The following is a 13,226-nucleotide window of genomic DNA, read 5'->3' on the forward strand; positions in this document are numbered from 1 at the left end:
ACCCTATGCTGCGCCCCGTTGTTGGATTAAATTCGCTCTGTTGTTGCGGTTACACCATGGGTGTTATGAACTTTGTCATTTGCTGTGTAATTGCGCAGCGGTGGGCGTGTCGTGGTCGGTGTCACCATTGTTTTCGCCTTGTTTTTTAACGTCTTTATTTGCTTGCCTTTTAAGACGATAGAGTGGCAAGAACCACATTGACCACCAGAGGGTGAGTGTGGTGACTACAGCGAGTATTGGCTGAGATACCACATGAAAATAGTCCTCTCTGACCGCTTCAAATGAAAAGTCTACGCCACTCGCCATTAGGGCATTCATTGCAACTTTATAGATAAGGGTACCAAGGTAGCTGGCAAAAAAGCCTCGTGATAGATACGTCACACCTAATGCTTTATATAAGTGTCACCTTTCTTTAACTCCTCACTTCATAGCCAAGTGCCCGTGTGGACTTGAAGCACCGACGATACATGAGTACCAATGGCGGCGTGTTAAAGAAGCGATGATACTTGGGACGCCTGTCGAACTACTCGTCCAGACCCGGCGTGTGAAGTGCTCCGATTGTGGGGTCAAAACTGAAGCTATCTCATGGCTTGAGCCTTATGCTCGATTAACCAACCGGTTAAGAAGCTATATAGAGCAACTCCTGCCACTTCTCCCAATCAAGCACATCTCTCAACTTACTGGCGTTCACTGGCACACGATAAAGCAAATAGATAAGCATCGGTTAGAGCGTGTGGTGCCAGATGTTGATTGGAGTAAGTTACGGCAACTTGTTATGGATGAGTTCGCTATTTTCAAGGGACACCGTTATGCCACGGTCATTGCTGATGCCAAGACCCACCAGGTCCTATGGATAGGCCTCGGACGCAGTCGAAAAGATATACGCCCATTCTTTGAGCAGCTTGGAGAGTATGGAAAAAATATAGAAGCGGTTGCGATGGATATGAATACAGCTTTTGATTTAGAGGTACAAGAACATTGTCCCAATGCCCGTATTGTGTACGACCTATTTCATGTTGTTGCTAAATTTGGACGTGAAGTCATGGATAGGGTCAGAGTTGACCAGGCCAATCGACTCAAACAAGATAAGAAAGCCCGACAGTGGGTTAAGCGCTCACGCTGGGTCTTGTTGAAGAACCGAGATAACTTGAATGACAAGCAAGAGACTTACTTAACGAAACTCTTGGCTATGAATCGAGACTTGATGACGACCTACCTTCTAGGAGCTCAACTCAAAGAGCTCTGGCGATGTCATTCAGAATCGCAAGTGAAGACCCTATGGGAAATATGGTGGCAACAAGTTCAAGAAAGTGGAGTGAAGCCGCTGAAAGACTTTGCACGAAAGTTAGAACCCTACCTTCACGGTATCATCGCATCAGCGAGCTATCCGTTGAATACATGTACGCTTGAAGGGATAAACAACAAAATCAAATTGATTAAGCGAATGGGCTACGGATATCGAGATACCGAGTACTTCTTCCTGAAGATAAAAGCGGCCTTCCCCGGAAAGCCGCAATGAATCAAAAAAAAGCCCCGAGTTTTACCGGGGCAATAGCATAAACAATCAAAAAAGAAGTTTGGTTAGGTATCTTAGCGTGGAAGCTAAAAACGAGTACGGATCTACTCTTAGCTATCAGGGCTGCGATGGTGGTCGTTGCGCAGGGTGCGCGAGGCGGGCCATCCAGCCATGATAGTACCCAATGGAGCTATTGTATTGCCAATATCATTTATATGTTGCTCGAGGGGGTGTTTTTACGGTTCGTGCTCCCAAATAAAGTTTTTACTGGTCAATAAAGCATCGGTTTGTTGACGTCATCATGAGTAGCCTATGGAGCTCCTGGGTTCTTTTTGCCGAGCTAGTGAATTGAAAAAAGCCATCAATCGCTGTTTCTATATTATTGCTCCCAGAAAGTGTAAGCATTTTAATCAGTAGCGGTTTGTAGTCGGTGCTAAATAGAATAAATCTTTTTTGCTCTATCTTGACGTGTCTATAGATGTTAAGGTTATTTTGTAGCGCGGCATGCAGGTCTGCCCCCCAGTTTGATTGGGCCAGTTTTGCCGGCGGATTTCTATCGTGGGTTATTAACTCTACGGTGCCTTTTATATTATCTATCCTTCCTTTTTCAGGATTATATCTAACAAGCCAGAACCGGGGTGTCAGCGTATTATGGCCCTTGCCGGCAATAATAAAGATATGCTGGTTTTCTTGGTGTGTCATAGGTTGGTTGACGGCAAGAGGGAGCTCGCAGATCATGCAGTTTCCGTGCGAGGAATCCTTGTGAAGTTCCCATCGGTAATGCTTGGTCAGGGTACGCCTTTTTATATGGCTATCCAGTATTCTTTTTAAATTAAGCATGGTTATTTGTCGGCTGTTATTCTCTTCTGCGCAAAAAATCCCCCGTAATAGAAGTGGGTGTGGGGGCTAAGTTGGAAATATAAACGTTACTGCCTACTTGCTGCATGGAGGCAGATAGCTTACCAACAAGGCACGCCGTGTATGTTGCCGTTACCTTACACATCAGGGCCCGGCCTCGGAAAGGTGGGTATACCGGCCCTTGTTATATTGAGGTTCGTTTGAAATAAACACCAATATCAGGGCTGACCGACCTAGTGCTCTTTTGGTCTTCGGACTTTGTTGGGTATGGCTATTTCCAAAGTGGCAAATATTTCATTATCTATTTGTTTAATATGGTGATATGGAAATTAAGTAATAAGTGGTTTCTCTTTACTTTATTTATAATAGATAATGCTTTCTGTATGCTGACTTTGGTTTTTCTGGTATTGGTCACTCCTGCTTTCCGCCATTGGTTGGTAGGACTTTAGCATATAAATCTTGTTCGTATATTGAAGGTTTTGGTTATGTTGGTTTAAATTTTTATTTTGCGGCTCATGCTCCCAATTACTGCAGGTGAATATTAAGTTTTGTTATGCGTTCCGCCGTGATTCTATTATCACTTTTTTCTCTTGTAGGTTAGTTAATTATTATTAAGTTTTATATTTCTGCCTGATGGTGAGTCGTTTTTTAGGCAGTATGTTTTATTATCATGTGAAGCTTTGTGCCAACAGGGCATATGACATATTCAACCGGAGTACTTACCAGTTGCCTATTGTTTGACTGCTGGAAGTTGGTTTTTATTCCGCTATTCCTATCTAACCTGAAGGTATTTTCAATGAATAAGCTTGTTATTGGCTTGGCCCTTTCGCTTGCGGGGGCGCCCCGGTAGCAGGCCGGGGCTTTTTGTTGCTGGTTCAGGAGGGAATTGCGTGGCCCTCCCTAGAAGTCGGCCTCGAAGGTCAGGCTGACGGTATCGAAGTAGGTTTTGCCTGTCTCGCCGTACTCCATGATCTTGCTGAGGGTGAAGTCTATGTAGCCCGGGTAGTCATAATCGAGGTCAGTGAATTCTGCACCATCGATATAGGTAGGAATATCAGGTCGTAAGTTGAAGGTCATTCCTTGCTCGGGGAATCGTGCCTGAGCGTCCAGCTCCATCATGGTGCCGGCGAAGTAGCAGCCCCCCTCGGTGGTAGGCGCGCTGGTGTTGCTGCACTGCATAGTAATGCTGTACCTCTGGTTGCTCTGGGCCCTGAACCGCACGTTGCCGGTGAAGGTGTTGCCATCCTCGTAGGACGGCGACAGGGAAACCGATGTATGGGGCATGTCTATCCTGAACACGTGGCCGACGACCAGGCTCAGGTCGGGAATGTAAGGCGCAGTTCTGGGTGCGCTTGATCCCCAATAATCGGTACGCTCGCTTATTTCAATCTCATTGTTGCTGAATTGGTAGCCGCCAGTGGCTGAATAAACCCCCGGTACGACGGAGTCAGGGTCAAGCAGCTCGAATGCTAATGTGGCATAAAGTGCTACGTTGGTTCCGGGCTTGCTCCTCATTTCTATTGCACCATTGCTGCCGTTGCTTTTTTCTGCGTACGCATTTCGGGGGCTGAGATGCTGTTGGCAGGTAACTCCCGAGATAGCGCCACCATTATACCCATAGCTGGCTTGTCTTCTTATGCCTAGCGGGATCACCTTTAACTGTGCAGTCCCCCTCCCTTCCCTTTCATACAGGGTCACAATCGCAGGCTCGCCAACCCGCATTACGAACCACCAAGTTGTATTCCCCACGATTTGACCTACTATGTTATATCGCTGGCCATAAGGCATATTTTCAGCGCAATTAGGTGCTGATGAAGTTCCCGTTTTTGGGAAGACATAGTTGCTTGAAGCTCCGGGGGTGTAGTGGAGCATGCCAACAGGTATAGTGTATTGAGACCCCTGTACCAGCCCGGACCAAGTTGCTAGGTAGCATACGGTGGCCAAAATTCGGATCATTGTATTCATTTTTGCTTTACCCATTCTGGCACCCCACCTTGCCCAAATACACGAACTCTTGGTTGTTGCTGGCCGTCAGGCTGTCGTCGAGTTTGACGGTGCAGAGCGAGCGGCCCTTGCCGTCGATCAGCTCGATCACCGGGTACTGGCGCGATACTGTCAGCTGGAAATATTCTTCGTTGTCGCTACCGAGTACATCGACGGTAGACTCGTGGTTGCTGACGGTGACCTTGGACTCGTGGTTCTTCAGTGTGACGCTGTCGCTGCCTAAGTCGCTGAAGTCGATATAGCCTGCGGCCTCGAACGTCTGCCTCGGATCGATGGACAGGAATGCGAAGTTGCCCTTGTAGAGCACGTAGTCGTGACTGTAGTCGTCGATGACGGCATTTGATGAATTGATGTACATACTGCTCTCTGTGAAACTGGGTACGGTTACTAGGGTGTTGCTGTCCCTAAGCTTGACGGAGTTCCCCCCGCTGACATCAGCCCGGACCTCGACATTGCTTCCTGGCTGGGTATCCATCTTGACGATCACCCCGGAGCTGGCCCCGCTCCGGTCGAAGGCGTACTGGGTGCCAGAGAAGTAGATGTTGCCGCTGGCCCTGCCATACAGGTTGCTGTTGTAGGTACCCTGCCGGGCGTCCCGGTACACAAAGCCGCCCAGGTAGGCATTGGCACTGTCGAACCTGAAGTCAGCATCGGCGCTGAGTCGTACGAACTCAGCGCCCCCCCCGGCGGTGAAGGTCAGCTGGCTCAGCTTGCTTTCCTCCGGCGTCTGCTTTGACAGGATGGCTTCGCCATAGGACGACTCGCGCTGGCCGGTGTAGGTGAAGTTGGTGCTCAGCGAGTAGTCCTGTCGGTCGCCGAGCATAAAGTTGAGCGATAGCGTGGCCCGCAGGTCATCGGTCGACGAGGTCCCCAGTGAGGTACTCAGGTTGGCTGGTACGCCGAACAAGCTGATGGCATTCTGGTTCTCGATATTCAGCTCGCTGTAGTCTTCCCGGTATTGCGGCGCATTCATCTTTGATGCATGGGCATTGATCATGAACAGCTTGGAATAGCGGTGGTTCGGCATCAGCGATACATTCAAGAAGTACGAATGGCTCTCGGTCCCGAGCAGATCTCTGAAGCGGTAGTTGAAGTTGCTGTTCACCATTTTGCCAAGCAGTGTGCCTGCATAGTTTGTTTGTAGGTTTACCCCCCAGTCTTTTGACTGGATGTTGAATTCTGTTGATAGCGCTACGCCCAGGGGGAAAGCCGGCTGGTAATTGATCGTCGACTGGAAATACTGCGCCGTACCTATGTTAAGTATCGAGAACGAACCGGTGGTGGAGTCACTGACTTTGGACTGGTAGGCGAAACCGGCGACCAGATCATCGTAATCACCGTCCAGGATATCGAACTGCCTCTCGTCCGAGTTCATCATGCCCAGCGCCAGAGTGAAACCGCTGTCGGTCAGCGAGTTGCTGACCGTATCCGTGATGGCCTCGAGCTCCTCGCCGCTCAGGGACCGGCGCACGATCGTCACGTCGTAGACGCCGATCGGAAAATCAGCGACCGGGATTTGCGCCATCCCGGCCGCTTCGCGTGTGACGTAGAGCAGGCGGTTGCCGCGGTATACCTCGATCATGCCGGTAAACGGCATGAACACCTGCAAGGGGGTTCCCGTGCCTTGCTGCTTGTTCCTGAATGTTTCGTTGGTTGACGAGTACCAGCCCCCCACCATGTTGCGGCTGGGGATGACCCCGATGCTCGAGCTTATTAGGTCGTTCTGGCCGGAGGGCTTGAACCCGAGTTCATGCTTGATACCGGCATAGGTTCTTGAGCCCAGCAACTTACCGATGTTGAGCGAGTTCTCCCCGTTATTGCGGTCGAAGATCGGCTCGGCCTCAATGAGGTATTCCGCGTAGGAAACCTGCCCGGCCAGCGACAGGGAGCCGTTGGCGTTGTCCCCTTCCGTGAAGTTGGCGCTGTAGCGAACGCTTCCGCTCACTGTGTCCACCGTACTTTGGCTGATGTGCTCCTTTTCGCGCGTATCCATGCCGCTATCGGCTCCAATACCGAAATGCTGGTTCAGGGCCGGAACGGAGCCTTCGTCCGGCTGCAGGTATACCAGCTGTACCTTGTCTTCGTACTTTTCGCGCAGCGTGAAGCTCATCGCCCCGCAGAGGCCTTCGTCATCAATGATATCGCGGATGAGTATGCTCGAGGCGCAGCGATAAGGTTTGTCCAGTTCCAGTTCCTGTCCGCCCGAGCGGTAGCGCTTTGCACCATACCCGGATAAAACAATTTCACCCTCGTCAATGGTTTTATCTAGGTATAGCAGTTCGGTCGGTGTGGTTTCATTGCCAAGCAGGTCTTCGAAACCGGCCGGGGTCATAAAGCTGAAGTCACTCGGTTGAGCCGAAGTGTTTGTTTGTGCGGCGGTACCCTGGTAGCAATACAGCGTAGCCCAGGCGGTAAATATTGTTCTTGTTATTTGTGTCATAGGCTTTATTAGCTTACTGACTCGTGATTACTCTCTTGCCGGCACCGGGCTCGACTAAATCACACTGCCATGTCAATTTGCTATCCCCGTTGATTATTGAATTAAAATCAAGCTGGCGTTTGGGCGGCAGGCGAAACTCCGTAAACACCTTGCAGTCATTCTCCCTGCAGATATTACAGTTCTGCAGCAGGGTTATACTGTCACCGTTGTTGGTCAACCTGCCTCCATCGACGTCGAGTTGGTAGGCAGGGTTCGATTTGACGACGGTGGCAAACGTGGTCGAGGAAATCGAGAAGAACAGGGTAGCTTTCTTTTCTTCCTTGCTTTCGGTGCCGGTATATTCAATTTCAGTGATCGGATAAAAGCGGATTTTATAATTCCTATCCGCATCAAGCTCCTTTCCTGTATATATCGCCCTTACATTGGTTCTACCATTGGGCGGGATGGCAATTTTTTCCGGGAGTACAATTAAGTTGTCTTTCTTTAATTTTCCCTTTATTTCTATGAGTTTTTCTTTTCCTGTTCCTATACTGTCCGGGTCAATATAATAAACGCCGATTTTTACAAACCTTGGGGTATCCTTGTCTGGGTTGGAGACCTGTATTAATGACGATGAGTCTTTGCTGTTAGAGTCGAGTATTGTTACTTTGCTGGGTACCGATACCTGCATGACACTGGCAGGGGCTGGCACGCTGAAAAATACAATAAAAGCTAGCAATAGCCGTGAGAAGTAGTTTGGGTATAACATGCTTTTGTCCAGGCCATAAAACATGGAGTACTTCCGTACTCCATATCTGAAAAGTGGGGGCTTTTAAAATATTAAAAGTTATCTTCAAAAACCATGTTGACAACACCGGCGTACAAACCGACAGTATCGTGGGGGCCCACAGCCTCGATTGACAGGTCGATCACGTGTGTCTCTGGTGGGCCTTCAGGATCTGTGTTACTAATGATTGGTGCTGCTATTGGGCCGAGCACTGTATCATCCAGCTTTACTGTCAGCGGTATTTTGGTTGTCCCGTTAACCAGCTCTGCTTCCTGCTGTAGGTATGCTGTAAGTCCCACAGAAGTCGTTGCATTTAGGCGCAGTTGGTATGGGTTGAATGTTTGTGTTGTTGTGTCGTATGGCAGCTCGATATCGGTCGGCCACGATCCGTATACAGGCTCAACGCTAAATGTACCTGATGGTATTGTTGCCGATACATTGATAACTTTATTTATTTTATCGCCGAGATCTGCATTTGCTGTCCCGCTAGAGACCAATGCCGCTAGAGTTAGCGAAGCAACAATATTTGTTTTTTTGCTAAACATTTTTTATCCTTGTTATGTTAGTTGTGTAATCGACTATCTATTTTATAGTGCTGTTTATTTTTAAACTGACTGAGTTAATTTTTATGGTGTGTGAGGTGGTTGCTACGGTCTATTTTTGGATATACATTTACTATATCGCTTAAAATAAATCCTACCCTTGGGACTGTCACAATAATATTCATTTCAGCTACATGTTTAATTTTTTGCCGAAGGGTACATACCAGCTGGTTCAGGCTGGCTGCTGTCGGTATGACGCCTCTCCCGCGCCAGACTTCATCTTCAATATAAGCCCGCTTTACATTTTTACCGACATGGGAACACAGAAGTTTAAGCATTTTGGCTTCTGTCGTTGTTAGTTTAACTTTATTGTCATCCGTACTTCTTATTATCACGCGTTCAGCCGAGAGAAATATACACTTGTTATTGTCTCCTATGCTTATTTCATAGATTGATTTCATAACTTCTTTTTCCAGTTTTTGCTTGTTTAAATGTAGAGGTTGTTGCTTTTTATTAGTATTTTTTGTTTTGTATAGTAATCGTCAAGCTTTGCTGTACAAGAGTGTAAATTGCATTATAAGGCTCATTGTCACATAAAAATTCGTAGGTAATTGATTGTAATGAAATAAAAAAAATAGATTAAATGCTCTATTTTTGTTATATATAAGGTGTACTTGAAAATTATTACGGCGTGAAATAAATACCCAGTTTTGCTGCCCCATCAGTACAGGCTGTTATGTGCGCTAGCGGACTACTGGCAGGTTCCGATGCGGTATCTTAATATCTGGTGGCAATGATTATCTGGAGAAGGAAGCAATTGCGTTAGCCATTATTAAGAAAAATAAATATCTACTTTGGCGCGTTATGATAAATATCATGGAAATTATAGTGGTACCATTCATTAATCTATTATTATGCTTTTAATATGCCCATGTGCATCAATAATGTTGATTCGCCTGATAAGAAGAGCAACAGCTAGATTTGTATCGTGAGTGGTGCTTAGCCAGAAAGTATATATGCAAGCACTAATTGTACTTTATTTTGATTGGAGTGTGTTCATATCAGTCAACGATGAATTATTATTGGTTAGCATCGTTATCTATTGAAAAATCAAAAATTAACAATCATATATTATGAAGAAGTGGGAGCAGTTTGATAAGAGGGTCTATCGCACCCTGCGTAAAGCATTGGAGAGGAGTGGTCACCTCTCGTTGTTATCAATAGTTTCTAGTCAGAAAAAAGTTCAAAATCAGAAATTTAAGTCCTTTATCCTTAAGAGGGTATATTGTGTTAATCTACTTCAGGATACGTATGAAAAATCAAACAGCAGCAGAGCTGACAATCTTAGAGCAAGAATGTTAAAATGATATAGCTTCCCGCTAAGATATCAAAACTTTTGTTGGTGGCGATTTATCACCTGCGATTGTGTTGGTTAGTATAGGTTTATCTTTTTTATTGCATTGTATTTGCTATAGGCAATCTATTAGAAAGCCGTTTGAACTTAGCTGCTGCTTTTTCTAGACCTCTTCCATTTCGATGGAGGAAGTGCCGCAGTTTCCGTTCCATACCGAACGGCTCGGACAGCACCCTGCGGGCGACCTGCTCTATCTCACCCCCCTCTCCTTCGGTCGCGCCTCCCTCGTCTCGGCGGTTCGACCAAGCCTAACTGCGCTGCGCAACGTCTTGGCCCTTCGGGTCACTATCAGGGCTGGGCAGAGCAGGAGCTTTCGTCCCCTGCGGGAAGTGCTGCCAGTTGCCGGGGCCTTCCATGTGATCGCTTGGCTTCCTTTGTTCGGGGAGCCGTTTGCATTGCCTTTCTTTCCGCCAGCTTCTGATCCTGCAGGCACAGAACCTGCACAGCAAAAGTGAAATGCACGCTCCGCGCTTTTGCTGTGCAGAACCCTGTGCCTGTGCGGGAAGCTAGGCGAAAACGGCAATGAAAACCCAAACAAAGGAGCTACGCTATGTCACATTCCAGCCTTTCCCGGCAAAGCATCACTAACCCGCAAGGTACGAGCAACGTATCCCCGTTGCATCCGTCAGGCTCTACAGCAATGAATCGCGGTACGGGGGAGTTCGTTATCGATCACCGCCTCTACCGGCTCTTTGAAAAATTAAGGGAAGCGAACCCGAGCGTACAGGTCATGGTTAACGCCCTGAATATCGCGATGGGGCCGGAAGGCCCCAGCATCCGTACATGCGAGGATCTGGAAATGTTCCTCGAGGCTATTGCCGACTTCGAGCAACAGGGGGGCCTGTCATGAGCAGTTCTTCGTACCGGCTTGCAATTGCAAGGACAATCCTCGGCCAGCTCGGGGGCAACCGCTTCGTGGCAATGACAGGCGCACGGCAGTTCCGTGCCCTGGAAGCCCCCGGCCTGCAGTTTGACCTGCCCGAAGACGGCGGTTTTGCCAGAGGGGGGATCTGCCGCATACAGGTGCGGCTCGATCCCTGCGATACCTATACCGTAACGGTATTTGCCAGGAAGGGGAATGGGCCAGACTATTGCGAGGTGTCGAGCCTGCCGGGTGTGTACTGCGATATGCTGGAAGGCGTATTCACTGAAATAACGGGGCTCTACACTAGGTTGTAGGCACTTCTGCCTACGTGAAATATTGCGTTAATGTATTACATTTGTAGTACATTAACTTGCGGATTTCTACGGCTTCAGGCGGCAGCCGTAGCTCTCCCGGGCGACCCGGGATAAATTTCCCTAATGTGACTTATAGTCCGTGGTTCGCTAGAACATACCCGGCTAACCTATCTGATTTTGCCGGGAGGTTAATAATGGCGCTGAGGGAAAATACGGCATTGCTGCTGAGGGAGATGCGGCTGGAAAGAGGGCTGAGCCAGGAGGGGCTGGCCAAGGCCTCGGGAATCGACCGCACATTCATTTCCGGCGTAGAGCGCAACAGGCGCAATATTACCCTGGATACCCTGGACCGTCTCCTTGCCGCTCTCGGGGTCGACAGCCACCGGTTCCTTTGCCTGCTGGCAGACAGGGAGAAGACTAAAGGGAGTCGATGAATGCCTTCGCTTCGCCGATGCCGTCCTCGACCGTGAACACTAGGCCGCTTTCTATCTCGTCGTCGCCGTCGGATACCGTGTATTCATAGCCGCCGCGGTACCGGTCGGCGTTGTTCTCTATGAATATTGTGTATCCCTTGTACGTCTCTTCGTGGATAGTTTCAGGGTAGGTGTCTTCGGCCATCGTGTTTCTCCTCTTTATTTCTATTATCAGGGAGATAGGCAGGATAAGTCCACGGACTATGAGTCACATATGTCAGATGATATACATGAGTTAATGTATTACCTTTGTAATACATTTTGCAATCACTCAATTTCGAGCACAGCATCAATGATTTCTTCTACAACGTCTTTGTAACGTATCACACCTTTAAATTTTCCCATTGCATCGGTGAGTACCAATAAGTCAGCTTTAGTTTCTCTGAATTTTCTGAATGCATCGGCAATATTCGAGTTGTCATTGATTGCAGCTTCAAATCCTTCTCCCGGCTTTATCCTCAGAGCTGGAAAACGCAAGGCTGTGCCGAATATTGTCCTCTGCTCTATTAGTATTGCTAGTTCGCCTCGTTAATCGCCTTGATCAACGCTTTCTGGTTCAGCTTGCCGCGCATGCGGATCAGCCCGCGCATTAGCTTGGCTCCGGTGATCTTCTTGCCTGTCGCCTCGCTCAGCTCTTCCAGCCACAGGCCCAGCTCGGCCTTGTCGTTCTCCGGCAGGCGCATCGGTACCGGCGAAGTACCCGTCGTAACATTTCGGCGGGTCGCTACCGTGGTAATTTTCTCGCTCTTCTGTGGTTGCACATCGGCTTCTGCCTTGCGCTCCTTGCGACGGTTCAGGGCCGTCACCCCTTTTAGTTTACTCATATAATGTATTACATTTGTTATACATTAACTCTTGCAATAACTTCTTTTGCAAGGGCTTTGTAATCGTTTATGACGGTAGAGCCTGGTTTGTAGGTATGGATCGGCTCGGCACTGACACTTGCCTGGCCTATGGCTTCGGTGCGTCGGATAGTGGTCTCGAGCAGCTTCCCTTTCAGGTCATTTAATTGCTCGTCAAGGAAGTTGTTGATCAGCTTGTTGGCCTTGGCGTACTCGTTGCGGAATACCGCATAGTTGACGTCGTCGGTCTCTTTGACTTCTTCCAATGCGTCGAGCAGATCTGCTAGACCGTTCAGCGAGAACGAGCCGCCGTCGACCGGGATCAGGAACAGGTCGGCAGCCATCATGGCGTTGACGGATGTCAGGCTGAGGTTCGGCGGGCAGTCCAGGATAACCAGATCGTAGTCATCCTTGATGGTATCGAGCTGCTTGAGCAGGATGCGCTCGCGGTGAACCTTGGTAAGGCTCTGCTCGATCACGCGGCTAAGGCGGATATCTGCCGGGCACAGTGATAGGTTATCGAAGTTATCGCCGCCGGCCTGGGCTGGGACAATAGACTGGCTGATCGGGTGCTTCTTGGCCGACTCGAAAACATGCGAGATGGTGGTATCGAACTCGAACTGGCCGCCGCTCAAAACTACGGTCATGTTGGCCTGCGGGTCGAGGTCGATAGCGAGAGTGCGCTTGCCTTCTTTGGCGAACTGGGCACTCAGGTTGATGGCGGTAGTGGTTTTGCCTACGCCGCCCTTCTGGTTGATAATTGCGATGACTTTCACAGGGTTACCCTCTCCTTTGTGTACTACAAATGTAATACATTGATTGTCGTAGGACAAGGCAAAACTACAGCGTGTCCGCATTTTTTTCGTGATATAGCTGAGCCGCAGACTTGCGGCTGACGTGAGTGGTTGTGCCTACTGTTGGGAGGTTGATTGCGCGCGGAATATTTCTACTGGCGGGAGGTGCCCGCCTGCTTGTCAATCGCTGAGGTATTTGGTTTTGTAGTCTGAGCTTTGTTTGAAGAAGACAATCCCGGCAAAGTGGGGGATGAGTGTGGCGGCCCAGATTAAGTTTTCAGTCTCCAGCAGTAGAAGACTGTTTAGCGGTAGCCACATAAGGTAAATCGTAACAATCAGTAGGTGAGCTTTCTTATTCTTTTGTGAAAACATTGCATGCTTTCTGACCAACTCAAGCA

The 13,226-nt window shown here is 48.6% G+C and carries 15 protein-coding genes and 1 pseudogene; 4 read left to right on the top strand and 12 right to left on the bottom strand.

Annotated elements, in window-relative coordinates; all coding sequences use genetic code 11:
* Positions 1-75: 75 nt before the first annotated feature.
* Positions 76-381 (bottom strand): hypothetical protein, encoded by a 306-nt coding sequence (locus C9J03_RS25280; protein ID WP_107291766.1) that lies wholly within the window; start codon positions 379-381, stop codon positions 76-78.
* 37 nt (positions 382-418) lie between these two features.
* On the opposite strand from C9J03_RS25280, the pseudogene C9J03_RS25285 reads away from it, so the two are divergent.
* A pseudogene (locus C9J03_RS25285) lies at positions 419-1,519 on the top strand (ISL3 family transposase); the annotation flags it as partial.
* Between the two features lie 261 nt (positions 1,520-1,780).
* On the opposite strand, the gene C9J03_RS25290 reads toward C9J03_RS25285, so the two are convergent.
* The 6 genes from C9J03_RS25290 to C9J03_RS25315 all read right to left on the bottom strand — a co-directional run bounded on the left by C9J03_RS25290 (position 1,781) and on the right by C9J03_RS25315 (position 8,587).
* Entirely contained in the window at positions 1,781-2,254 is a 474-nt protein-coding gene (locus C9J03_RS25290) for a hypothetical protein (RefSeq protein WP_107291767.1), read from the bottom strand.
* A 1,020-nt stretch (positions 2,255-3,274) separates the two neighbouring features.
* Positions 3,275-4,123: a hypothetical protein gene (locus C9J03_RS25295; protein ID WP_146149113.1), complete on the bottom strand. Its 849-nt coding sequence runs from the start codon at positions 4,121-4,123 to the stop codon at positions 3,275-3,277.
* Positions 4,124-4,346: 223 nt separating this feature from the next.
* Positions 4,347-6,710, bottom strand: coding sequence for a TcfC E-set like domain-containing protein (locus tag C9J03_RS25300; protein ID WP_162845590.1), 2,364 nt, complete (start codon positions 6,708-6,710; stop codon positions 4,347-4,349).
* A 121-nt stretch (positions 6,711-6,831) separates the two neighbouring features.
* On the bottom strand, positions 6,832-7,590 hold the full coding sequence (locus C9J03_RS25305; protein WP_107291770.1) for a fimbrial biogenesis chaperone: 759 nt from the start codon (positions 7,588-7,590) through the stop codon (positions 6,832-6,834).
* A 47-nt stretch (positions 7,591-7,637) separates the two neighbouring features.
* A complete protein-coding gene (locus tag C9J03_RS25310; protein WP_107291771.1) occupies positions 7,638-8,129 on the bottom strand; it encodes a CS1 type fimbrial major subunit in 492 nt (163 codons plus the stop codon).
* A gap of 74 nt (positions 8,130-8,203) precedes the next feature.
* Positions 8,204-8,587 carry a winged helix-turn-helix domain-containing protein gene (locus tag C9J03_RS25315; RefSeq protein ID WP_107291772.1) on the bottom strand — a complete coding sequence of 128 codons (384 nt, stop codon included), beginning with the start codon at positions 8,585-8,587 and terminating at the stop codon, positions 8,204-8,206.
* Between the two features lie 1,503 nt (positions 8,588-10,090).
* On the opposite strand from C9J03_RS25315, the gene C9J03_RS25325 reads away from it, so the two are divergent.
* The 3 genes from C9J03_RS25325 to C9J03_RS25335 all read left to right on the top strand — a co-directional run bounded on the left by C9J03_RS25325 (position 10,091) and on the right by C9J03_RS25335 (position 11,153).
* Entirely contained in the window at positions 10,091-10,390 is a 300-nt protein-coding gene (locus tag C9J03_RS25325; protein ID WP_107291774.1) for a hypothetical protein, read from the top strand.
* Positions 10,387-10,719, top strand: a complete 333-nt coding sequence (locus C9J03_RS25330) for a hypothetical protein (RefSeq protein ID WP_107291775.1) — start codon at positions 10,387-10,389, stop codon at positions 10,717-10,719. Before C9J03_RS25325 ends, C9J03_RS25330 begins: the two co-directional genes overlap by 4 nt.
* Positions 10,720-10,844: 125 nt before the next feature.
* Entirely contained in the window at positions 10,845-11,153 is a 309-nt protein-coding gene (locus C9J03_RS25335; protein ID WP_249031116.1) for a helix-turn-helix domain-containing protein, read from the top strand.
* On the opposite strand, the gene C9J03_RS25340 is transcribed toward C9J03_RS25335, so the two are convergent.
* The 5 genes from C9J03_RS25340 to C9J03_RS25360 all read right to left on the bottom strand — a co-directional run bounded on the left by C9J03_RS25340 (position 11,137) and on the right by C9J03_RS25360 (position 13,200).
* Positions 11,137-11,337, bottom strand: coding sequence for a hypothetical protein (locus C9J03_RS25340; RefSeq protein ID WP_107291777.1), 201 nt, complete (start codon positions 11,335-11,337; stop codon positions 11,137-11,139). The two genes, C9J03_RS25335 and C9J03_RS25340, sit on opposite strands and share 17 nt — an antisense overlap.
* A 122-nt stretch (positions 11,338-11,459) precedes the next feature.
* Entirely contained in the window at positions 11,460-11,669 is a 210-nt protein-coding gene (locus C9J03_RS25345; RefSeq protein WP_107291778.1) for a hypothetical protein, read from the bottom strand.
* Between the two features lie 38 nt (positions 11,670-11,707).
* Positions 11,708-12,016, bottom strand: a complete 309-nt coding sequence (locus tag C9J03_RS25350; protein ID WP_107291779.1) for a hypothetical protein — start codon at positions 12,014-12,016, stop codon at positions 11,708-11,710.
* A gap of 17 nt (positions 12,017-12,033) precedes the next feature.
* On the bottom strand, positions 12,034-12,810 hold the full coding sequence (locus C9J03_RS25355; protein WP_107291780.1) for a ParA family protein: 777 nt from the start codon (positions 12,808-12,810) through the stop codon (positions 12,034-12,036).
* Between the two features lie 198 nt (positions 12,811-13,008).
* Complete coding sequence (locus C9J03_RS25360; protein ID WP_146149114.1) at positions 13,009-13,200, bottom strand: hypothetical protein; 192 nt, start codon at positions 13,198-13,200, stop codon at positions 13,009-13,011.
* Positions 13,201-13,226 lie beyond the last annotated feature (26 nt).

The sequence above is a fragment of the Photobacterium gaetbulicola genome, from assembly GCF_003025515.1.
GTDB lineage: Bacteria > Pseudomonadota > Gammaproteobacteria > Enterobacterales > Vibrionaceae > Photobacterium > Photobacterium gaetbulicola.